The organism is Segatella albensis DSM 11370 = JCM 12258 (assembly GCF_000426565.1).
GTDB lineage: Bacteria > Bacteroidota > Bacteroidia > Bacteroidales > Bacteroidaceae > Prevotella > Prevotella albensis.
The window spans coordinates 42,704-65,143 of record NZ_AUFP01000010.1 but is presented as its reverse complement, the minus strand read 5'-3'; the positions used below and the strand labels follow the sequence as shown (position 1 = coordinate 65,143).

The window sequence follows — 22,440 nt, the reverse complement described above, 5'->3', positions numbered from 1 at the left end:
ATCTTTCGTTTTATTTCGTCTCAGGGTCAAAGTCCTTGTCGGAGAAAAGTTCCGTCTGACCGGTAATCTCATCGGCAACCTCGCGCTCCGTCTTTCCCTTATCGGGATCAAGGTTTTCCACCTCTTCGTCCTCAGTATCCTCTTCAGGTTGCTGTTCTTCAGCAGGAGGTTCAGGGAAGCGCAAAGGTTCTAACTCCTTGATTTCTTCAATCTTGTAAGTGGTTAGACGTTTTCCTTTCGCCTTGAAACTCTTCTGAGTAATAAACTGTTCTGCATCAATTTCCTCGGCCGGACGTACAGCATCATCACCTCCGAATGTCATCTGGATGCGAGGATAAACGGTATCCGTGAGCAGAATCAACTGAGAGTTCGCATTGTCGCCCAAGAAATTTTGATGACGCTTGGTAGCATCCATCGTGAAGCGCTTGATGTATGGATACCCTTCGTTGTCAGCATCATAGAGTACGGCTGTCCACAACTTGTGCATATCCCACTTCTCCAGACGTAGGATGTTGTCCTCGTAGTGGTTGTTGGCATCAAAGTTGCTCACATAGAACTCACCATTGTCTAATACAACGAGAATCTGGTCATCATCAGCGAATTCACCCAAGAATCGACCATGTTCATCGTAATTGAGTCGTTTGATATCAGGATCGAACCAAACCTTTCTACCACCGAGAGTAGAGTGACCGTGACTCTTCAGACCGATGCGGTGGATACCCTTCTTCGTGAGCAAGTTACCTTTGGCGGCACGTCCCTTGATAAGGATATCAGCAAAGTCGCGTTCCATGAAGATATTCTGCTTCTTTTTCTTAGGATCAGGGTTGAGAGTAATCTTGATGACCTCAGCTTCTCCGTTTGGATTAGCTGTGAAGTAGATGATACGAGAACCAGGAGTACCCTGAGTGATATCATATTCCTTATCACGGGTCATAGAAGTGACATTGAAGCGCTTGATGAAATAACTACCGAGTTTACCATCACGATAAACACAGTTGTATATGGTACGTTTGTCGTTCTTCTTGAAGACCTGAACCCATAGGATATTCTTGCCTACGAAAATCTTGTCAGCCACCTTGATGACTTTAAACTTACCATCTCGGTAGAAGATGATGATATCATCGAGGTCGGAACAGTTACATACAAACTCGTCCTTTTTGAGACCCATACCGATGAAACCCTCAGAACGGTTAATATATAGCTTCTGGTTAGCCTCTACAACCTTTGTCGTATCTATAGTGTCGAAACTACGAATCTCAGTAAGGCGCTGATGATCTTTACCATATTTCTGTTTGAGATATTCAAACCAGTTTATGGTAACATCAGTCATGTGAGCCAAGTCGTGCTTGATATCCTTGATTTCCGCCTTGATTTTGGCAAGCAGTTCATCAGCCTTATCCTTGTTGTATCTCAAGATACGTTGCATCTTGATTTCCAACAGTTTGAGATAATCCTCACGCAGAATCTCGCGAATCATATCCTTCTTGTAAGGTTCGAATTTCGTGTCGAGGAATGCAACAACCTCGTCTTGGTTCTTGGCCTGTTCGAATTTCTTCTCCTTATACATGCGCTCCTCGATGAAGATACGCTCGAGCGAATTATAGAAAAGTTGCTCGTTGAGTTCGTTCATGCGGATCTGCAGTTCCTTGCGGAGCAGTCCCATTGTGCGGTCGACACTATGTTTCAGTACCTCGCTGACGGTAAGGAACTGCGGTTTGTTGTCTTCGATGACACAGCAGTTAGGTGAAATGTTGACCTCACAATCGGTGAAAGCATATAAGGCATCAATGGTCTTGTCAGATGAAGTTCCCGGAGTAAGTTGTACTTGGATCTCCACCTCTCGTGCAGTCATGTCTATTACCTTTCGGGCTTTGATCTTACCCTTCTCGATAGCCCTCGTGATAGAATCCTGAAGGGAACTCGCCGTCTTCCCGAACGGGATCTCACGGATCACGAGCGTCTTATTGTCGAGTTTCTCAATCTTAGCTCTTATCCTTAGCACACCACCGCGCTGACCATCGTTGTATTTGGCCACGTCGATAGCGCCACCGGTAGGAAAGTCAGGATAAAGATGAAACTCCTCACCCTTGAGATAATGAACGGCAGCATCGCATAGTTCGTTAAAATTGTGTGGAAGAATCTTTGACGACAGACCCACGGCGATACCTTCGGCACCCTGAGCCAACAGCAACGGGAATTTTACAGGGAGCGTGATCGGCTCCTTGTTTCTTCCATCGTAAGAAAGTTGCCATTCTGTAGTCTTAGGATTGAATACCGTCTCGAGGGCAAACTTACTAAGTCGGGCTTCTATATATCGAGGTGCAGCAGCACGGTCACCTGTAAGAATGTTTCCCCAGTTACCCTGTGTGTCGATCAATAAGTCTTTCTGTCCCAACTGCACAAGAGCATCTCCGATAGAAGCATCACCGTGAGGATGGAACTGCATGGTATGTCCTACGATGTTGGCCACCTTGTTGTAGCGTCCATCGTCCATTCTTTTCATAGAATGGAGGATACGTCTCTGCACAGGTTTCAGGCCATCCTCGATGTGCGGAACGGCACGTTCAAGGATAACGTATGAGGCATAGTCAAGAAACCAGTTCTTGTACATACCCGAAAGGTGATGAACGGCAGAAGCGTCGAATCTGTCGGCAGGCTTATAATCGGAATGAGTATCCGTGGATAATTCCTCCTCGAGTTCTTCCTCTTCCCCGTTGAGTTTGTTTTTCTTATCGTCGTCCATAGATGTCTTTCAAAATTTTATGCAAAGATAAGAAAAAAAATCGAAACGGCAAAATTCAGGGTATAGATGAACTTAATTGATGTTAACACATACATTAAATAAGGAAATTCGCTCGTCCTTCCGGAAAAAATTTGTATCTTTGCGCCTAAATTATTAAAATATATAAAGTCATGGCAGAAGATGTTTTCAAGAAGATAGTAAGCCATTGTAAGGAATATGGTTTCGTCTTTCCAAGTTCAGAAATTTATGGTGGTCTCTCAGCCGTTTACGACTATGGTCAGAATGGTGTCGAGCTCAAGAATAATATCAAACAGTACTGGTGGCAGAGTATGGTATTGCTGCACAGCAATATCGTAGGTATCGATGCCAGTATCTTCATGGACCCTACCGTATGGAAGGCCAGTGGTCACGTTGACGCGTTCAATGACCCATTGATCGATAACCGTGACTCTAAGAAGCGTTATCGTGCTGATAACTTGATAGAAGATCAGATCGGTAAGTATGAGGAGAAAATCGAGAAGGAAGTCAAGAAGGCTGCCAAGCGATTTGGTGAGAGCTTTGATGAGGCTCAGTTCCGTGCTACTAATCCTCGTGTTCTTGATTATCAGAAGAAGCGTGATGACTTGCACGCCCGCTACACTCAGGCTATGCAGGGACCAGACTTGGTTGCTCTGAAGCAGATCATCGAGGATGAGGGCATCGTTTGTCCAATCTCTGGAACAAAGAACTGGACAGATGTTCGTCAGTTCAACTTGATGTTCTCTACCGAGGTGGGTTCTACAGCAGAGGCTGCCAGCAAAATCTATCTTCGTCCAGAGACCGCACAGGGTATCTTCGTGAACTATCTGAATGTTCAGAAGACCGGTCGTATGAAGTTGCCTTTCGGTATCGCTCAGATTGGTAAGGCATTCCGTAACGAGATTGTTGCTCGTCAGTTCGTCTTCCGTATGCGTGAGTTTGAGCAGATGGAGATGCAGTTCTTCTGCCAGCCGGGTACAGAGATGAAGTGGTTCGAGTACTGGAAGAAAGTACGTTTGGCATGGCATGAGGCTCTCGGCATGGGTGACGAGAACTATCGTTATCACGATCACGAGAAGTTGGCTCACTATGCTAATGCAGCTACCGATATCGAATTCAAGATGCCTTTCGGTTTCAAGGAAGTAGAGGGTATCCATTCTCGTACAGATTTCGACCTCTCTCAGCATGAGAAGTATTCTAAGACCAATATCAAGTACTTCGATCCTGAGAAGAACGAAAGCTATACTCCATACGATGTAGAGACCTCAATTGGTGTAGATCGTATGTTCCTTTCTGTTCTCTGTCATTCTTATACCGAGGAGAAACTGGAAAATGGTGATACCCGTATCGTATTGAAGTTGCCAGAGGCATTGGCACCAGTGAAGTGTGCTGTGTTCCCATTGGATAAGAAGGACGGTCTGCCAGAGTTGGCACAGAGCATCGTGAACGATCTGAAGTTCCACTTCAATACTCACTATGGCGATCCTAAGGATTCTATCGGTAAGCGTTATCGTCGTCAGGATGCAGTAGGTACACCTTTCTGTGTCACCGTAGACCATGATACTCCAAACGATCATAAGGTAACATTACGTTATCGTGATACGATGAAGCAGGAGCGTGTAGACATCGATCAGTTGCGCTCTATCATCGAAGACCGTGTAAGTATCACTTCTGTATTGAAGAAACTAGGTAAGAAAATCGAAGGATTAGATAAGTGATGAATCTTAAGAACCTAAAATATTATATGTTCGCAGGCATGATGGCAATGGTATCATTGACATCATGTAGCGAGGATACCGATGAGGACACGACTTATGCCAATTGGCAGGAGCGTAATGTGAAGGCTTTCAGTGATACGCTGAAGATAGCCAGAAACAATACGGCTGACTGGAAAGTCTTGCTGAAGTATTCATATGTTGGACAGACCTCAAACAGTACTAACAAACTCGTTTATAATGATGAGGATTATATCGCTGCGAGGGTGCTGAAGAGTGGAACGGATACGATGCGTGTGATGTCGACAGATTCCGTGGTTGTCCACTATGCCGGTTATCTGATCAATGGCCATTGCTTTAATAAGTCGTGGACAGGAAAGTTCAGTGAGCTGACAGCACGTCCTAGTAAGAACTCAGTATTAGGATTTATTGATGGCTTCTCTACAGCCTTGTTGAGTATGCACAAAGGTGACGAATGGGAAGTCTATATTCCTTATTCGTTGGCTTATGGTACAAGCGATCAAGGTACCAAGGGCACGTCCGCATATATTCCAGCTTATTCTACACTGAAGTTTAATATCAAACTTGTAGGTATTTTCAGAGCAGGAGAGAAGGTATATATTAAATAAGGTATAATATCACATATAATATAGATATAGTATAAGGGTATGCCATTACGGCATACCCTTATTTTTATTTGCAACCCGAACGAGTCCACTTCGGCTTCACAATTTTTAAACTTTATCGCGGAACTGTTAAAGAAAAAATGTTCCGAATTTTGCTTCATCTAGAGCATATAACTGCATTTTCACTCTCAAAAAGCATCGAAAACAATCCTCAAAAGGTTGTGTTTTTGAACGAAGTTAACTTCATCAGCTTACGCAGTTAACTTCGTAAACTTACGCGAATAGATTTGTAGCCTTATGCAGTTAACTAAGAAATGCTACAAATCCGGTATTTTCCGAGAATAAAATCAAATGCCGAAATCTCAACTCGCTGATAATCAGTCAAATACATTTTGTTCATATTTTAAATATTCATGATAAACCCGTTATTATTTCTGAATTTGCGAATTATGAGCCTCTTTCTTCGGTTGAATGTTAAGGAATAGAAAGGTTTGTTAACTTGAGCAGGGCTTGCAAAATACAATATATGGGCAGTAAGTAATTGAACTTAATATAAGATTAGGGCATCTAGAAAGTCTAACATAATCAGTAAACTATAGAAAATGCCCACAACTACTAATTGCATTAATACATTTTGAATATCTGCTGCCACAGCGTTTTGTCGCTGACAACGATACGGGCAGAGACCTTCAATCCAGGCTGTACGTTGCTTCCATTAGAACGGATGTAAGTCTTAGCGGTAAAATAATGGTTTCCGTCTACGACGAGCAGCTTGTCGTTGTGGTTGGTGATGGAACACACGATTGGGGCAACGTCATCGTCCTGTCCTTCAAGGGTAATGCGTGCCGTGCGCGGCTCATCAAAGAGATAGAGGTATTTGTAAGGAACAAGGACTTCTACAGTATCGTTGGTGGTGACTTTGCCCTGCGCCTCTATCGTGATGGGATAGCGGATGGTGTAGAAAGCGATGGCAAGGGCGATGACGACAAGGGAAATGATCAACGTTCCGGTTCGTACAAGGGCTGGAGGCACCTGCCCGATGATGTGGCGCACCTTCTCACTCCGCAGTTCTATGTTGTCTATGTCATTCTTGTTGTTGTCCATATTTCAAAGTCTTGTTGCGGTTGGTTGTATCTTTTTTCGTTTGCTCTTCTGCTAAGCGATAGCAGATGACTTTCGTCAGTTTCCCAACTCTAACTGATTCTTGACAAGATTGTAGTATGCACCACGTTTTGCTGTCAGCGTCTCGTGGTTGCCCGTCTCGACGACCTTTCCATGGTCGATGACGACAATCTGGTCAGCATTCCTGACCGTGCTCAGGCGGTGGGCGACGATGACGACGGTCTTGCCACGATAGAACGTGTCGAGGTTCTCCACGATAGCCCGCTCGTTGTTGGCATCGAGCGAGTTGGTGGCCTCGTCGAGGAAGATGTAGTCGGGATTCTTGTACACCGCACAGGCGATAAGGATGCGCTGCCGCTGTCCCTGGCTCAGTCCCACGCCGTCACGTCCTATCTTCGTGTTGTACTTCAGTGGCAATGACATAACATAGTCGTGGATGCACGCTATCCGTGCGGCCTTCAACAATACTTTCCATTGATTTTAAAATTTTCTTTTCCATTTTTTTTAAGGATTAGAGTTATATGCTTACTCTTTTATAGATTTTCAGCTACCTCTATTTTTATATTTAAAATGCGCATAAATTAAATATCTAATCAATCATAGCTATACCTTCTATTTGCTTCCTGACAAAATGCCAGAATTGGTATCACTATTATTTATTCGTTTGTTTACATTGTTCTTGTGTTTACCGAAGTCTACGTTGATATATGCTTCAAGCATGAATATTCTGTTCAGGTCATGCGAAAAAGCATCCTGCCTGTTAGGAGCCAGCTTTGACCAGTTTTCTACATACTGACTATACCTGCTACTGAAAGGATTCAACATCTGAGCTTGTATACCCCAGTTATCCTTATTATAGCCGACAGATATCGAATGTAGAGTTTCCTCCTTGGTTAAAGTCTCTCCCCATAGTATTTTATGCCCTTTGCTGGCATTAGCCATCAGGAACCAATTACCTTTTAGAAAGGTAACAGAACCATTTACACCGAAATCAGAATAGGTGTGGGTATAATTATTCCCCTCACTTATGTATCTGTTGAAGTATGTGCTGACATTAATCTGAAAATTTTCACCGAAAGGAATCAGCTTCAAATTTAAATTATTCTGCAATCGATGAAACCCCCTCTGATTTTCCATTGTACGTATATACTTGTTATTCTCGAACAATGTCGTCTCCATCAAAGGCTTGTCATCAAAGCTGTATCTGATAAGATAATCCAGATCCAACCATTTATACTTCCAGTTGATGGTCAAATCATTAGAGAAGAACATCACGGTCTTAAGATTAGGATTACCTCGTCTAACTTGATAATTATCTATATTCTGGCTCACATCATTCATATCTGATAATGATGGAGAATAACCTGAAATATAGCCAGTGTATCTAACAAGTAAATTCTTGGTCAGATTGTATGACAATTTAAGTGTTGGCCGAAAAATAATTTTACTCTGGCTTACATCTCCCTGACTGTTATATGTTCTCATTACACCACTACCCATGGTGTATACCAATTTCCCTACCTTAGACATAAATTCCACATACCCATAGGTCTCAGCTGTTCGCATGCTTATATTCGCATTGATGGTTCCACCGTAATTATTGGAAACGAAGGCCTGATTATGTTTTATGCCAAGTGATAACATGGAATTTTTAATCTTTTGCTCATAGATAGCCTCAGCGATGAGCGAATATTTATTACCTTTCGTCTGCGATGCATATTCCTCAACAGAATTTACTCCTCTTTGAGCAAAATGCCTATTGTCCTTAGTATTGATATAGGTTCCTACCACATCAATAAATAGATTCTTACCTTTAGCCAATTCTGTCTGGTAATAAATATCTAATGAAGGTATATTTTCCCTCGAATTCTCATGATCGGATATTCTATATTCCTGTCCAGCACTTGTAAGCTCGGATTCTCTGTCTGATATGGAATAGGGCATATCCATATATGACTGTCTGTAGTTGATACTTAGTAGATTGTTGTTTTTACTATAGTCATAACCTAACAGGAAATTCATCCTGTCATACTTTACCTTTGTAGGCAAGCCTGTTTCCACATTGTATAGTGAAGTCGCTGTTCCATTAAAGGTTTCAACATTCTCGCGTATCCATTTCAAATCTCTGCGTTCCCAATTAGACATAAACTTGAAAGACGAACTTCCAAAATGATAATTAGCGGAAACATTATAATCTCCTGTTCCGATTTTATTTATGCCATTGGTTAAATCGACTGAGAAATTTCCACCTGAGTTCCTCCGTTTCAGAATAATATTAATGACAGCTCCCACATTTCCATAACGCAATCCCGGATTATCATGGTATTCCACCTTTGCTATATCGTCAGGTCTTAGAGATTTCACCTCAGGAAGCTTTGCCTTTACTCCATTAATTTGTAATTCAACTGTCCCTCCTGTAGTCATCTCTATGCTATTGTTAATAGAATTGATCTCAATGCGTGGAAGACTTAAATTCTGCAGTAACAAAAGTCCATTACTGGATGCCTTCCGTTGCAGACTGCTAGGAATAAGTATCTGTCTGTCAATTTTCTGAATTTTATTACTACCAATGACTTTTACCTCACCTAAAGTCTTTGGTAATACCATCAGTTTGATCTTTCCCATATCAACATCATCCGATGCATTTTTACAGGTAATATATTGGTCTTCATAGCCTACATATGACAGATGAACGATAAAGTTATTCGATTCTATACCTTTAATATGGAATTCACCCACATCATTTGTTACGCCACCAAATAAGAATGTTGAATCTGACGACAGAATTCTGACAGAACATCCAAATACTTCCTTGTCGTTCTCATCTACAATGTTTCCTTTTACACTCATTTGAGAGTATGCTCCTTTGGAAAACATCAGAAACAGGAGCATCATAAAAAAATGCTTCATTATTTTATAACATTTAAATAATTTCCCTCATCATATTACATTTATATCTTTAGCCCTTGTACATCTGGAATCTGGCATAGAAAAAGATTTTCTTCTGCTATCTTTGCAATGTCTAGATAATAGGCTTATTTTCTGTTGCAAATATATTTATATCTCCAAATTATATCGTTACACTTTTGTGTAATTCTGAATTTGTTGTCTGAAATATTACACAAAAGTGTAATCATGCAGCCTTGCAAAGTTCACCATATTTGGAAAAGAATCCCTTGATACCTCTTTTACTGGAACATACAGGAACAGTCTCCGATGTCAGGTAGTCTATGGATTCCCCTATTTGACGTGTGCCAAATCCCAATACCTTCATTACTTTCAGTAGTTTGCTGTCAATCTCTGCTATCATATAACTGTACTTGTCCTCAACTATCGGCTTTACTGCCAATGCCATCAACCGCTTGAACAATGTCAATGTAGATATTCCCGAATCCTTTGCAACGGCAAAGCGTCCGATATGCCAATAGTTATATTTTGCTTCCTTATGTATAGCAGATAAAGGGTTTATACCATATACCTTTTCTATTGGAAGAATCTTGTGCTTATCCCAATGGAAACTCCTGATGCAGCCAATCATTTTCCCAAAGGAATCTCTTGCAATATAAATGTGAGACTTGTCTTCATACAGATATTCCTCTTCTTCAAGCACGGATTTAATATCTTTGTTTATATCTTCCCCTGTAAATGAAGACATGTGGTGGGAGTAATTCTCCCTGACTACGAAATTGGCGATTTCATTCAGACTGGATTTATCTGCCATGAATATCTCATACTCGTTGAATGACGCGACTTTCTTTTCCATAATAATCCTTTTATAGTTATTTTATACGGCAAAAATAGTGGCTCTTCAAATATGGGATACTACACTTTTGGGTAATTTTCCTTTTTCTGCTTTACTTTTTACACTTTAGTGTAGTCTTTTGATGTCATTCCGAAAAAAACATATATCTTTGCTAACAGCTTAGAGTAAAGCTTCTAATATTATTCATCATATGACAGATGTAAAAGACTTCTTTATCGCATCGAATACCGTACGTAATGCACCGGATTATGATTCAAAAGTGCTTTCCACTTTGATTCATACAGTAGAGGCTTTTGCGCGTGTAACCTATCAGAGTGTTTACTTGATAGACTATTATAAGCAGGAGTTTCTTTATGTATCAGATAATCCTTTGTTCCTTTGTGGTCATACGGCAAAGGAAGTTAAGGAACTGGGGTATAGTTTTTATTCGAAGCACGTGCCAGAGGAAGAGCAGAAAATGCTCGTGGAGTTGAACAGCAGTGGCTTTAAGTTCTTTGATACCTTCGATGATGTTGACAAATACCAGTGCTCTATGTCATATCATTTTCATCTGAACAGTGGGGCAAAGAGCAAACTAATCAACCACCAACTTACTCCTATTCTATTGACCGATGAGGGCAAAATATGGATTGGAATGTGTGTCGTATCGCTGTCTTCGTATAAAACTGTCGGGCATGTTGAATTTCATAAAAAAGGGCTCTGCAACTATTGGAGATATTCTTTTGAAAGTCATTGGTGGAAAGAATGTAAGGGTGTATTGCTCAAAGAAGAAGAGATTGAAGTGCTACGGTTGTCGGCAGCAGGACTTACCATGACGGAAATTTCGGATAGGATGTGCCGTTCATTGGACACTATTAAATTCTATAAACGCCACGCCTTTGAAAAATTAGTCGTGGCGAATATTACAGAAGCTATTTCAAGGGCAACTTTAAACAAATTGTTCTAAAACGATATTTCACTTTACTGCAAAAGTGAGGAGAAATAGAATTTTGGAAAATAGTTCACAGGTTTTCCAGTGGCAAGATTGTACATTGCCGTTGTACATAATCCCGCTGCAATCCATGATGCTATGGACAGTTGCGGAGGTGGGAGCGTTTCGCTTTCTTCCCTGTATTGAGTAACGATTTTATCCAACCATTCTTTTGGCTGATTCCAGAAAGCCCCGTGCCCGATTACATACTCAGCCACCTTTAGCTCAAATCCCTTAGGCTCGTCTGCCAGTTCGGATAAAGAATGTCCCAATGGGTCAACGACCGTAACAAAACCTGCCCACCCAAAATTATATGGATGGAGTACGGGGATTTTTCTTTCCTTGCAGATTTTGTCAAAAACAAAAGGCGTATCGTCCTTGAAGTCCAATGCATTGATGGCTACATTATGGCCATTCAACATTTCTTTTATGTTATCAGGGGTAAGGAACTCCGTATAGTAATCTATCTGCGCATTTGGATTGATACTTAGCAAACGCTCAGCCAAACACTCTGCCTTGTATCTGCCAATGTCATTCTCCGTATAGTTCTGCCTGTTTAGGTTGCTTTTCTCAACCTTATCACCGTCGACAATTGTAATATGCTCAAAACCAAACCGCAAGGCACATTCAGCCACGATACAGCCTATACCTGCACCACCAAGGAATATTTTGTAATCCTTGATCAAACTTTGTTCTTTCTCGCTCACATAGAGCCTGTTTCTACTGTATCTTTGTTCCATAACTAAATAATTGTTTGTGGCAAAAGTAAATGCTATAATACATACATGCACTACACAAAAGTGTAAAAAACTCTCATCCCACGGATTTTTTAGATTTTATAACATATTCAGAAGGTAAAGTAACTATTCAGCGATAGATACGACCGTGCTGTCCGTGGCACTAAATAGTGCTCGGATTGCCTCAAATGGTATCTGCTTATGTTTCTTCGCCGTTTCTATGATGGAATGTAGGTCAAAGAAAGCATCTGCACCTAAGTCTGATCTAGAAGTACCAGAGTTCTTCAATTTAATCTTCAACTTCCTTATGCCGCGTTCGCTTGCATTGTTGTCAGAAGGAATCAAAGGATCTTCCAGAAAGTTGAAAAATGTAATCCCTGCATTTTATAAGGCCGTTCTTGAGACGTTGAAACTGTTCCTTAAATCCTTCCAATTTCTTTTTGAGCAGAGCGTCATGCCTTTTGAGCCACTGTTCTTTTTCGATACACTAGTCTGGCCTTGTATTCCTTTCGTGGATTGCCTCCTTCAAAAGCTGCTCAACTTCTCCGGACCATTGCTGCGTTGTGTCAAGCTTGTCCAGATATTGCAGTTCCCTAAATATAGATACAAGACAAACCTGATGATTCAATAAGTGTAAGGCAAAATAGGCACTGTGTCGATCTGTTACTGCTATCATCCTCTCAAGGCTTTCACCAAAGCGGTTTTCCAACTCCTTCGAACTTCTCCATCCTGCACGGAACAAGAGACCGGGGTAGTTTAACGTTTTTGGTTGACTACTTTAAGCCTTATTTTTAATGTTGGTTGACCCGGTTAAACATTACTTTTATATTTGGTTGATACATGTGCGGCTTAGTCACGTTAATGGTTGATACAGCTGCTGCGTTAGCAAAATACATAACAGAACAAGAGAGGGATTAAAAGCGGAGACCTCACCTCCTGCTCTCGTTCCGGTCTCGCATAAAGCAAGACATTTTTCTTGGGTCACCCCAAAGTTACGGATTTTTCCACAAGAACAAGCACTATGGGAAAGAAAAGCGAAACACAACTTAACAGTTCGGGCGGCAGCGTTGTCAACGTAAGTCTGCGGTAGGAGTTCTATCGTCCGCGGTAGGTGGCTGAACTGCTCGGCATCAGCCTGAGAACTTATTATACGATGGTCAGTCGGGGAAAGCTACACCCGGTCAAACTCTCGGAGCGAGTGACAGTCGTCGCACGGAAAGAGATTCTTAGCATGATAGAGACGGCACTTGGCGCGACGCTTTCGCAGTCGATATTCTCAAAAGACAAAGAGAATGATTGTAAGGGGAAGGACTGCAAGGGAAAGGCGAATGAGGTCGCCCATGAGTTTGGTGTCGAAGAACGACATCGGCAGTTTCAACAACTTGATGAAGAAGTCGCTCACCAGCGAGATGTTGACCCTCATGGAGATATGCAGCAACAGCCACCGGCGGATGAAGCCGATGCTCTGGTTCTTGATGCCCACGTCGACGATGGGCTGGGTGAGGAAAGGCAGGACAAGCTGCAACAAACTGCCCAAAACCATGCCTAAGACGACCTGTCCGAAATAGCGCTTGTACTTCTTCACATAGCCGAAGAGAAAACGGAACGACCGTGGATTCTTATTCTTTTCACCATCTCCGTCCTCCTTACGGGAATAGAAAGCGGGTGTAGGCTCCAAGAACATCGCTATGCCTGTCTCCTCACCATTAGACCGTGTACTGATCCAATGACTCTTGAACTCCTTAAGATTATATTTTACAAGTCCCTTGCCAGGGTCTGCGACATAGAATTTTTTGTTTTTTTTTACTTTATACAAAACCACGAAATGATTTTGGTTCCAATGGAGGATGCATGGAGTTTGAACTTCGCAGAAATCACTCAATGAAAGTTTGTAACAAATTGGTGTTAAACCGATTTTTTTTTGCTGTTTCAGATATACTAAGTAAAGATGTTCCTTCATTTGTACAACCGCACATATTGGAAAGAAAGCTAAAAGACACTTCCTTTCCAAAATTTTGGCATATCATTTTTAGACAAGCTATGCCACACTGCATAGAGTCATGTTGAAGAATAATCTCCATAGTTCTAAAATCCTAACCTGTCATTCACAATTGTCTTCCTTTCTTTTGCCTTATATCCATTGAATATGTAACGTAGCCTAAGACTGAAAATGCGACTATCCCCATAACTACGGAAAGAAAAACTCTGTTGGGGTACATTCGATTGAACTCGACTTCTGAGCGTATTAAACATATCGTCGACCTTTATGGAAACCGACATTCCTTTGATAGGAGTTTTCCAGCTTACTTTTGATGTTATATTCCACATAGCCTTAACGTCATAAAGTCCTTGAATAACCGGTAGCTGCACCCATCCATCAATCTCTGCCATCAATTTGTTGCCTAATAAATTGATAGTATTAGAAATGCTCGCCCTTCCAGAGACCTTTGTTTTATCCAATGTAATTTCATCAATGCTTCCTTCTTGATGCATATAAAACCCCATTAAAGTAAACTTGCTTTCAAAGCCATGTATCAAATTTAGCGGAACTATTGCCATCACCCCAAACCGTTGACTCTTATGTATGTTGTAATATTTGTAGGCTGCTGCTATCTCATCGTTTTTCAGTTTCAACAGTTGAGTGAAGTAGTTCTGATGGCTTTCACCAAACAGACCAATGATATACTTACCTCTCAAAATATAGTTTACGTTGAGCGCATATTTTCTTGATGGATTCAGTTGAGGATTACCTTCTATCCTACTGTAATTATCAATGTACGAACTATAGCTTGCATTGGCCCAATAAGAAGGATAGTATTTAGTGGAAGACAGGCTGGCTTGGATAATGTGCAGGGGAGTGAACCTATACATCAACATGAATGTGGGATATATGTCAAAATCTCGCCATAATTTCTCCTTATATCCATTATTTCGCTTATATGTAGAATTGATAAACTCACCCTGTATGGATGTATTGATGAATCCCTTCTTACCAAGTGGAATTCGAATTCCCAGATAAGCTGTCGTTTCAAGTTCTTTTTGTTTCATCAACGATTCTGAACTCCCGTTTTCGCCTACGTAGTTGGTGGTATTTCTCAGTGTTCCGTCAATACCATATTCTATTGTATGATTGAACAACTCAGACTCACCATTGAAATATACATTTAACCCTCTATACGATTGGTTGTGGTCATTGTCTATTTTTTGTTTTTTGTCGAGCATAACAATTTGGTCCGCATCTTCTTTGAAGTGCTCATATTCTCCACCGATCTCTATATCTTTATACGTCAAGGCTACTCTGACATTGTGAGTATCCGAACCATACCGACTAAACGTATTACCATTAATAGATTGCTGATCTATCAATGAATTAAAATCAATGGTATTTCGCGGTGACTTATGCAAGAAAACATAATCAACATCCACCCCCACATTATCATTTGGACTAGCTGTCAGATTCATAACAACCGTTTTATCTTTTGATATGGACGATGTTTGGGTTGTCTGCAAAACATGATGTTCCACACCATCAAGTGTACGCACTGTCTCGAGAGTTTGATTACGAAGCTTGGCAGTATTGCTTTCAGTATATCCAGCATTCAGCGACCATTTCTTGGATGACAAACTAAAGTTGGTGCCCTCATCAAATTTCATACTGTTACCATAATTGGCAGACACGAACCCTTCGCCACGAAAATGCAAGTCTTCATGTTTCGGAGCAGACATAACAATGTTGACCGAAGCACCTCGCACACCGAACTTAGGAGGCGTGCTATAGTACACATCAAGTGACTTAACCTCTGATACAGGTATGGTTTTCAAGTAGTTTGCTAATTGCTCATCAGACAATATTTTTTTCTTCCCATTTATAAGAATTGAAGTTTCAGTCGCCCCCATAAGCATCAGACTTTCTCCACTTTTCATCATCATAGGAAGTGCCTCTATCATATCAAGGGCTGTTTCGACCGGTCTGCGCTGCCTGATTTGCTCGCCCGAAAATGCAATTCCGCCATCACTTGTTGTTTTCACCATAGGACGGTTGGCTTTAACAACGACCTCACCTAAAGTGTTGTCCTTCTCCTTTAATACGACACGTACATTTGACAAACTATCCTTCACATATGAATCTGAATACGACATATGCTGAATGGTAAGTTGATATGGAGAAGGAACGGAATGGAAGAGAAATTTTCCATCCACATCAGTTACAGTAATCTGTACATTACGCTCAGCTGTATTACTTGACTGAATAATCACAGATGCTGACATAACAGGCTGCCCGTTGGTGTCAACGACAAGACCCGATAATTGTTTTTGAGCCTTGCCACCGACAGCAATGAACATAGAAAGAGCCAATAGGATTAATTTTATTGATAATTGGCTACTAAGAATTTTTAATCTGCGTCGTTCCATAAGTCATATACTATAATCTCTTGTAGCGTTCCACCATCATAGGTTTTTGTTGCTTGACGCTTTCCGCCCAACACGGACTCAAGCTCAGAAGAGTTGAGTACTTGTTTTTTAAAAACTTGGCTTTTTGTTTTCATCATTGTTATGTTAATGTTAATACTAAACCGCTCAAACTTTTCGAGCTTACTGCAAAGTTATGCGATATTTTTTTTCCATTACTATATAATTTTGCTTGTTGTGTGAAATCTATGCTTGGTTTTATAAAAGGCTTATATTCGCTAAAATAAAAGGAAAAATTGGAGAGAAACAAATCTATAAATAACATTACGTAAAATAATCCACTCATTTCGCAAAAAACAGGAATTTGAATAAACGATTTAACTAATAAATATTGTATCTTTGCATTGAACAAATTTATTCAATGAGACAACATAACATCATTATATCAAATACAAGTCAGATGGCTAAAATTCCATTAGATTGTTTATTATGTGTAACGTCTGATGGCAGCTACTCCAACTTCAATCTCATTGATGGTACTAAATATACTTTTTCTTTCAATCTTCATACTTTTGAGAAAATGTTAGAGTCTCAATTGGGATTGGAAGCGGAAAGATTTATAAGGGTTGGAAAAAGCTTAATTATTAATCGTGATTTTATCTTCATGATAGACATTCAACGAAAAGAAATCACCTTGGCTGATAGTGAACTAAGATGCAAAATCACAATTGGGGCATCTAAGGATGCAGTGAAGAGTCTAAAGGACATCATGGAGAGATACTTTAACTTTAAACGTATAAAGATATGATTCATAAGGTAGACAACGAAGATCGTGTGTACATCATTGGACAACACACTAAGTATACAAAGAATGTGTTGCTTTTTATAGCATTTATTGTAGCGGGAATATTAAGCGTGATAGCAGGTGTATATTTATATAACAAACAGACTTGCCCCCAAAAAACTTCACAGGGAAAATCGTTAGAAGAAGTTGAGGTAATTTCAAGGGATGCTACTGCCCCTAAATTTATGGGTAATAAAAATTTTCAACAGTTTCTCGTATGGGTTGGCAAAAACCTGAAATATCCACATGGGCATGAGAATGAAAATGCCGAAGTAATAGTAGCGTTCACTATTAGCAAAGAGGGAACCATCACCGATATACAGATATTGCTAGAGCCACAAAATAAGGCTTTCGGGCAACAGGTGGTTAGTCTCTTGAAACAATGTCCACGGTGGTCTCCGGGCCGATTGGCGAATGGTACAGCTACCGACATCAGATACACATTACCTGTAAGATTCAGTAAAACCAGAAAATGAACCATATTTATGAGATATTTTACCGTCATCATCTTTTGGCTATTCACCATTGGTGTTCAAGGCCAAATCAAGAGTCTTCACGTTGCCGATAGTCTTTTCTCGGCCTTCAACTACTCGGCAGCAGCATCGCTATACACCCGGTTGCAATGTGGCTACGATTCTGTTGCCGTGTTTAGGCGTTTGGCTCAGTGCTACCACAAACAGGGCGATTACCAGTCAGAGGGCCGCACTTTATTGCGTATACCAGCAGACAGCTTGACGCACAACGATATGCGACAGCTCTACTATGCTCACTCCTATACACAAGATTCAATGGCCATGGAAATATGGGGGCGACGAATTCTTCAGCAGTATCCTTATGATGCTGACATCATTACATCGGTTGCAGCAGACCTGATGCAGAAGAACAAAATAGATTCGGCTCGACAACTTACAATGCGTTATTTAGAGACTGATACTACCAACTTAAATGTATGGCGACAATACGCCTATTCGAGCTACTTGTTAGGCGATTACGCCGAGGCGCAACGTTCTTATCTCAAGCTCTACCGTAAAGGATGGAAGGGTTTGGAGGTAAGCTTCATACTTGGCGTTTGCTATGGCGAAATGAATGATGCCAACAATGCATACGACCATCTTGTAAGAGCCAACCAAATAAAGAATGGCAGAGACATACTTATACTCAAGTTGCTGGCCAAAAATTGTATGAAAATAGGAATGCCAAAGGAAAGTGCAGAATACATGGAGCAAGCCATCGAACTTTCCGTTCCCGATAGCCTAACATTGTTCGGCATGTATAATGATTTGGCTGAGGCCTACTTCTATCTTCATGACTATGAACATGCCATCTCTGCTTTTCAGAAAGCCTCGAAATGTCAGCCAACAAAAGCCATTACCTATTATAACATAGCCCAGATGTACAGCGGTCTGAAAGATTCTGTCGGTATGACGAACTACTACAAACTCTTTCTGAAACACTCTTCAACTTTAAAAGATACAGAAAGCAATCGTGAAATGATAGAAAAGGCCAAAGCTTTCGTGAAAAAATCGAAATAGCGTTTTGTATTTACGATTGTCAAATTCTCAGTACGCCTTGGATTCAAGTTAATAACGCAACAAATGTATGAAAGGCGTTAGTAAACGAATGTATGAAAGGCGTTAGTAAACGAAGAAAATGCAAAAGGGTACTGCGATGCATCGTTAACGACCAAAATGGTATCTTATGTTGCTATTCGCGCTTTATTCTAAGTCCGAAAAAGTGTTATGGCGTGTAGAATAGTTACGATACACTATGGAACTGCAAAACTGTCTTCAAGTGAACAATCGCAATACTTACAATAAAAGGTTTAAAAACAAAATCATGAGTGAGGATATTAAATTATTGCACTTAAAGCCGAAGAGTATGACAAAGCGGAGCGCCCCAAGAAATTTAATGATACCTATGAGATTTGTCTACAAAGTCCTCAGATATTCGGTGACAATGAGACACATCGCATGAAATGGTATATTAGCGTTTCCGGTCATATATACGATGCATGTCAGTGAGGTGTTGAAGGTCAAAAGATTTGTTGAAGAAATATGCTATATAACACGTTGTGTGCGGGCACATCACTTGATTTATATCAAGTAATAAGAGCTTTTACGTATAATATTTGTAAAAAACGATGGCCGTTTGCAGAAGTTGCCGTATCTTTGCAGTGTCAAAAGGTTAATAGAGGTATTAGATCAGGTAAATATAGATTGTTAGTTAGTTTTTAGTTTATAAGGTAATTAGGATTGTAAGAGAAGGTGTTAGTTGAGGTAAAATAAAGATTGTTTAGGATCAGGGTATTAGGATAAGGTAAAGATTGCAGGACTAACGATGAGGTTATAAGAATTTGAGAGTAGTTGAAGTTATTATATGGCGATTCCTTTGCGGAACCGCCTTTTTTGTTTATTTTTGTGCAGAGAAAGAAAATTAGGCATGAGTAAGAAATCAGACAGTTTGTTGGAGCGTATTCGTAATGGTATGGAACTTACGAATACAGAAAAGTTGAATCTGATTGTAGGGTTGAGTATTCCGAGTATTCTGGCCCAAGTTACCTCTGTGCTTATGTTTTTCATTGATGCCTCCATGGTAGGACATCTTGGTGCGAAAGCATCAGCAAGTATTGGACTGATAGAATCCACCACATGGTTGATGGGATCATTGATGGGAGCCTTTGCGACAGGTTTTTCCGTTCAGGTGGCACATTTCATCGGAGCAAATGACTTCCAGAAAGCCCGACAAGTCTTTCGTCATGCCTTGATATGCGGCGTGTTCTTCAGTATACTCCTTGTCACTATTGGTATCGGCATACACCATTCCTTACCATATTGGTTAGGTGGAGGAGCAGATATCGCCAGCGACAGTTCCAAATATTTTCTGATATTCTCTCTCACCCTACCATTCATCCTACTTTTCCACATCTCGGCAAGTATGCTGAAATGCGCAGGAGATATGAAGACCCCATCCATGATGAGCATCATCAACTGCATCTTTGATATCGTCTTCAACTACCTATTTATATATATACTCCATTTAGGAGTTGTGGGAGCAGCCATCGGCACATCCTTATCCTTTATCATCACCTCCGGTGTGATGGCCTATCTTGCCATCTTCAAGAGCAAGATCCTTGCCCTCCGTATCGACCATATCCCCTTTGTATGGGTGTGGGGATATCTTCGTAATGCACTGAAGATATCAGCACCAATAGCAGTACAGAACGTACTGATGAGTGGAGCCCAGATCGTGAGCACCCTCATCGTGGCACCTTTGGGAAATATAGCCATCGCCTCTAACAGTTTCGCCATAACCGTGGAGAGTCTCTGCTATATGCCAGGATATGGTATTGGTGATGCAGCGACAACATTGGTAGGACAGACCCATGGGGCAGGGCGTATGGACCTTTGTCGGAACTTCGCCCATCTTACCGTGAGATTAGGTATGCTTGTTATGGCCTTCATGGGACTGGTGATGTATATCTTCGCCCCAGAACTGATGAGTCTGTTAAGTCCCATTGACAGCATCTGCGAGTTGGGTACTACCGTCTTACGTATAGAGGCTTTTGCCGAACCATTCTTTGCTGCAGCCATCATTACAGCCTCAGTATGTGTCGGTGCTGGTGACACCTTGAAGCCCGCCATCATCAATCTGTGCTCGATGTGGTTTGTGCGTCTAACCTTAGCCTATTGGTTATCGCAGAGTATGGGATTGAAGGGGGTATGGATAGCAATGGCTATAGAGTTGACTTTCAGAGGAGGGATGTTCCTAATACGCTTGTATTGGGGAAATTGGTTGAAGGGATTCCGGATACAGAAGATTTAAAACCTAATACGCCCAATACATATAGGTGTGCTATCAAAGTAGTACACTAATTCTTAAAAAGTATTTCATTTCTCGCTTTTGTATGACTTTATTTCTAAAATAAAGTTAATATACAGCATACTTTTACTCAAAAAACTTGGAGGATAACAAAGTAGTATATATCTTTGCAGTGTCATACAACAGTAGTACACTGCTACAGAAATGACAACAGAGAATAATAAACCATAAAGACTCACCCCTGGCTGAATTAAATCAGCCGCTAAAAACTAAAGAAAATGGAAGTAATTATCACAGCAGCAACAGTAGCATCAATGTTTTTCAACATGGCGAATGCTCCGGAGCAGAGTGGCTTTGCCTATAATGCTCAGATGAATGGCAACAAGGTGGAGACTGTACGTGTACTAAAGTCTACAGATGAAGGTCTCTTCAATAAGTTGCAGTATGCTTATGATTATGATTCTGAGAATCGCTTAGTGAAGAAGACTGTTAAGAGATGGAATTCAGTCGCTAACACTTGGGAGAATGCTTACGAACTCAAATATACCTATGCGCCTGACGGATATATACTTGTAAGGCGCGATTGGAATAAGAAGACACAGAAGTTTGACGATGCAAAACAGATGATGAACTATAAAATGATTATGAACAACGTTATGGCTGTGAATACTTACGAACTTAATAAAAATAACGACTATGTCATGGTAAACAATGTCTTGATCATGAATCCGCAAGAAGATTTACATTATGCCGTGACAGGAAACTTGGGAAAATAAGAACTCTATCTTACATACTTTGACCACTTACATTTATCATTAGTAACTAGACGATTATGATTGAAACAAGAAATTTGACATTTGGGTATAAGGGACAAGACCGGAAAGTCTTTGTACATCTTGACCTGGAAATCGCGGAAAACAGCATCTATGGATTGCTTGGGCAGAATGGAGCCGGTAAGACCACACTTCTTGCTCTGATGAATGGACTTTATCGCCCGACAGTCGATGACTTAGGAAATGTAGGTGAGGTGCTTATCGATGGTGAGAATATAGCCGAGCGTCAAATATCTACACTGGAGAAGATATACTTCTTGCCAGATGAATTCGAACTACCCGAAGTTTCTTTGAAGCAATATCTCGGGATGCGTTCGGGATTCTATCGGGATTTCTCTTATGAGATGATGCAAAACAATCTGCGTGAGTTCGGTATCTCGGAAGGTGTGGTGCTCAACCGTTTGTCGTTGGGACAGAGAAAGAAGGTGATGATAAGCTTCGCTTTAGCCACCCGCTGTAAGATTCTGATGATGGATGAACCGACAAATGGTTTGGATATACCTTCAAAGAGCATCTTCCGAAAGATGGTGGCACGCTGTATGGGCGAAGATCAGACCATCATCATCTCTACCCATCTGGTACATGATGTAGAAGGCCTTTTCGACCATGTCGTTATCCTCGATGACAATAGATGTGTGGTCAATGCATCGATGGCAGATATTGCAGAAAAGTATACATTTGAATATCGCAGTCTTGGAGATGTAGACGATAATGTGATCTATACAGAACCATCTTTACAAGGCAATGCAACGATCTCTCTCAATAAAAAATGCGCTGAAGAGACTCCGGTTAATCTGGAGCTCTTCTTTAACGCTGTAATCAACAAAAAAATCAAATAAG

At 40.8% G+C, this 22,440-nt stretch carries 18 protein-coding genes and 3 pseudogenes; 11 read left to right on the top strand and 10 right to left on the bottom strand.

Features of this window, described 5'->3' with window-relative positions:
- Window positions 1-10: 10 nt before the first annotated feature.
- Window positions 11-2,743, bottom strand: coding sequence for a DNA gyrase/topoisomerase IV subunit A (locus K333_RS0107300; protein ID WP_024990329.1), 2,733 nt, complete (start codon window positions 2,741-2,743; stop codon window positions 11-13).
- 170 nt (window positions 2,744-2,913) lie between these two features.
- On the opposite strand from K333_RS0107300, the gene K333_RS0107295 reads away from it, so the two are divergent.
- Window positions 2,914-4,479 carry a glycine--tRNA ligase gene (locus tag K333_RS0107295; protein WP_024990328.1) on the top strand — a complete coding sequence of 522 codons (1,566 nt, stop codon included), beginning with the start codon at window positions 2,914-2,916 and terminating at the stop codon, window positions 4,477-4,479.
- On the top strand, window positions 4,479-5,105 hold the full coding sequence (locus K333_RS0107290) for an FKBP-type peptidyl-prolyl cis-trans isomerase (RefSeq protein WP_027452516.1): 627 nt from the start codon (window positions 4,479-4,481) through the stop codon (window positions 5,103-5,105). The genes K333_RS0107295 and K333_RS0107290 overlap by 1 nt, the downstream gene beginning before the upstream one ends.
- Window positions 5,106-5,726: 621 nt before the next feature.
- Here K333_RS0107290 and K333_RS0107285 read toward each other — a convergent pair.
- From K333_RS0107285 to K333_RS0107270, 4 genes and pseudogenes are all read right to left on the bottom strand, one after another.
- Window positions 5,727-6,134, bottom strand: a complete 408-nt coding sequence (locus K333_RS0107285; RefSeq protein WP_238314470.1) for a hypothetical protein — start codon at window positions 6,132-6,134, stop codon at window positions 5,727-5,729.
- 147 nt (window positions 6,135-6,281) lie between these two features.
- Window positions 6,282-6,689 (bottom strand): annotated as a pseudogene (locus K333_RS0107280) (ATP-binding cassette domain-containing protein); the annotation flags it as partial.
- A gap of 147 nt (window positions 6,690-6,836) precedes the next feature.
- The gene (locus K333_RS0107275) at window positions 6,837-9,119 is read right to left on the bottom strand and encodes an outer membrane beta-barrel protein (protein ID WP_202900237.1); all 2,283 of its coding nucleotides are present in this window, start codon (window positions 9,117-9,119) and stop codon (window positions 6,837-6,839) included.
- A gap of 238 nt (window positions 9,120-9,357) precedes the next feature.
- On the bottom strand, window positions 9,358-9,987 hold the full coding sequence (locus K333_RS0107270) for a hypothetical protein (protein ID WP_024990325.1): 630 nt from the start codon (window positions 9,985-9,987) through the stop codon (window positions 9,358-9,360).
- Between the two features lie 190 nt (window positions 9,988-10,177).
- Between K333_RS0107270 and K333_RS0107265 the strand changes: the two genes are divergently transcribed.
- Window positions 10,178-10,933 (top strand): helix-turn-helix domain-containing protein, encoded by a 756-nt coding sequence (locus K333_RS0107265; protein WP_027452514.1) that lies wholly within the window; start codon window positions 10,178-10,180, stop codon window positions 10,931-10,933.
- A 14-nt stretch (window positions 10,934-10,947) separates the two neighbouring features.
- On the opposite strand, the gene K333_RS0107260 is transcribed toward K333_RS0107265, so the two are convergent.
- Both K333_RS0107260 and K333_RS13475 read right to left on the bottom strand, forming a co-directional pair.
- A complete protein-coding gene (locus K333_RS0107260) occupies window positions 10,948-11,697 on the bottom strand; it encodes a ThiF family adenylyltransferase (protein ID WP_024988952.1) in 750 nt (249 codons plus the stop codon).
- 123 nt (window positions 11,698-11,820) lie between these two features.
- Window positions 11,821-11,994, bottom strand: coding sequence for a hypothetical protein (locus K333_RS13475; RefSeq protein ID WP_238314134.1), 174 nt, complete (start codon window positions 11,992-11,994; stop codon window positions 11,821-11,823).
- A gap of 61 nt (window positions 11,995-12,055) precedes the next feature.
- Between K333_RS13475 and K333_RS13465 the strand changes: the two genes are divergently transcribed.
- Both K333_RS13465 and K333_RS13630 read left to right on the top strand, forming a co-directional pair.
- Complete coding sequence (locus tag K333_RS13465) at window positions 12,056-12,325, top strand: hypothetical protein (protein WP_244870416.1); 270 nt, start codon at window positions 12,056-12,058, stop codon at window positions 12,323-12,325.
- A 480-nt stretch (window positions 12,326-12,805) separates the two neighbouring features.
- Window positions 12,806-12,922, top strand: a pseudogene (locus tag K333_RS13630) (helix-turn-helix domain-containing protein); the annotation flags it as partial.
- Between the two features lie 96 nt (window positions 12,923-13,018).
- Here K333_RS13630 and K333_RS12080 read toward each other — a convergent pair.
- The 3 genes and pseudogenes from K333_RS12080 to K333_RS13155 form a co-directional block, all read right to left on the bottom strand.
- A pseudogene (locus K333_RS12080) lies at window positions 13,019-13,775 on the bottom strand (cysteine peptidase family C39 domain-containing protein); the annotation flags it as partial.
- Between the two features lie 4 nt (window positions 13,776-13,779).
- The gene (locus K333_RS0107245) at window positions 13,780-16,038 is read right to left on the bottom strand and encodes an outer membrane beta-barrel protein (protein ID WP_027452512.1); all 2,259 of its coding nucleotides are present in this window, start codon (window positions 16,036-16,038) and stop codon (window positions 13,780-13,782) included.
- A gap of 50 nt (window positions 16,039-16,088) precedes the next feature.
- A complete protein-coding gene (locus K333_RS13155; protein ID WP_154653008.1) occupies window positions 16,089-16,244 on the bottom strand; it encodes a hypothetical protein in 156 nt (51 codons plus the stop codon).
- Between the two features lie 320 nt (window positions 16,245-16,564).
- Here K333_RS13155 and K333_RS0107235 point away from each other — a divergent pair, with 320 nt between their 5' ends.
- The 6 genes from K333_RS0107235 (at window position 16,565) to K333_RS0107210 (ending at window position 22,439) form a co-directional block, all read left to right on the top strand.
- Window positions 16,565-16,912, top strand: coding sequence for a LytTR family DNA-binding domain-containing protein (locus tag K333_RS0107235; RefSeq protein ID WP_161624555.1), 348 nt, complete (start codon window positions 16,565-16,567; stop codon window positions 16,910-16,912).
- Window positions 16,909-17,424: an energy transducer TonB family protein gene (locus K333_RS0107230; protein ID WP_024988957.1), complete on the top strand. Its 516-nt coding sequence runs from the start codon at window positions 16,909-16,911 to the stop codon at window positions 17,422-17,424. The genes K333_RS0107235 and K333_RS0107230 overlap by 4 nt, the downstream gene beginning before the upstream one ends.
- Window positions 17,425-17,433: 9 nt before the next feature.
- Entirely contained in the window at window positions 17,434-18,480 is a 1,047-nt protein-coding gene (locus K333_RS12070) for a tetratricopeptide repeat protein (RefSeq protein ID WP_027452510.1), read from the top strand.
- Window positions 18,481-19,387: 907 nt separating this feature from the next.
- Window positions 19,388-20,770: an MATE family efflux transporter gene (locus K333_RS0107220; RefSeq protein WP_024988960.1), complete on the top strand. Its 1,383-nt coding sequence runs from the start codon at window positions 19,388-19,390 to the stop codon at window positions 20,768-20,770.
- A 275-nt stretch (window positions 20,771-21,045) separates the two neighbouring features.
- Window positions 21,046-21,543, top strand: coding sequence for a DUF3836 domain-containing protein (locus K333_RS0107215; RefSeq protein ID WP_024988961.1), 498 nt, complete (start codon window positions 21,046-21,048; stop codon window positions 21,541-21,543).
- A 56-nt stretch (window positions 21,544-21,599) separates the two neighbouring features.
- Window positions 21,600-22,439 (top strand): ABC transporter ATP-binding protein, encoded by an 840-nt coding sequence (locus tag K333_RS0107210; RefSeq protein ID WP_024988962.1) that lies wholly within the window; start codon window positions 21,600-21,602, stop codon window positions 22,437-22,439.
- Window position 22,440 lies beyond the last annotated feature (1 nt).

Coding starts and splice junctions, on each gene's coding strand:
- K333_RS0107300 (WP_024990329.1), bottom strand. CDS start 2,743: ATGGACGACGATAAGAAAAACAAACTCAACGGGGAAGAGGAAGAACTC.
- K333_RS0107295 (WP_024990328.1), top strand. CDS start 2,914: ATGGCAGAAGATGTTTTCAAGAAGATAGTAAGCCATTGTAAGGAATAT.
- K333_RS0107290 (WP_027452516.1), top strand. CDS start 4,479: ATGAATCTTAAGAACCTAAAATATTATATGTTCGCAGGCATGATGGCA.
- K333_RS0107275 (WP_202900237.1), bottom strand. CDS start 9,119: ATGATGCTCCTGTTTCTGATGTTTTCCAAAGGAGCATACTCTCAAATG.
- K333_RS0107270 (WP_024990325.1), bottom strand. CDS start 9,987: ATGGAAAAGAAAGTCGCGTCATTCAACGAGTATGAGATATTCATGGCA.
- K333_RS0107265 (WP_027452514.1), top strand. CDS start 10,178: ATGACAGATGTAAAAGACTTCTTTATCGCATCGAATACCGTACGTAAT.
- K333_RS0107260 (WP_024988952.1), bottom strand. CDS start 11,697: ATGGAACAAAGATACAGTAGAAACAGGCTCTATGTGAGCGAGAAAGAA.
- K333_RS0107245 (WP_027452512.1), bottom strand. CDS start 16,038: ATGTTCATTGCTGTCGGTGGCAAGGCTCAAAAACAATTATCGGGTCTT.
- K333_RS13155 (WP_154653008.1), bottom strand. CDS start 16,244: ATGATGAAAACAAAAAGCCAAGTTTTTAAAAAACAAGTACTCAACTCT.
- K333_RS0107235 (WP_161624555.1), top strand. CDS start 16,565: ATGGCTAAAATTCCATTAGATTGTTTATTATGTGTAACGTCTGATGGC.
- K333_RS0107230 (WP_024988957.1), top strand. CDS start 16,909: ATGATTCATAAGGTAGACAACGAAGATCGTGTGTACATCATTGGACAA.
- K333_RS12070 (WP_027452510.1), top strand. CDS start 17,434: ATGAGATATTTTACCGTCATCATCTTTTGGCTATTCACCATTGGTGTT.
- K333_RS0107220 (WP_024988960.1), top strand. CDS start 19,388: ATGAGTAAGAAATCAGACAGTTTGTTGGAGCGTATTCGTAATGGTATG.
- K333_RS0107215 (WP_024988961.1), top strand. CDS start 21,046: ATGGAAGTAATTATCACAGCAGCAACAGTAGCATCAATGTTTTTCAAC.
- K333_RS0107210 (WP_024988962.1), top strand. CDS start 21,600: ATGATTGAAACAAGAAATTTGACATTTGGGTATAAGGGACAAGACCGG.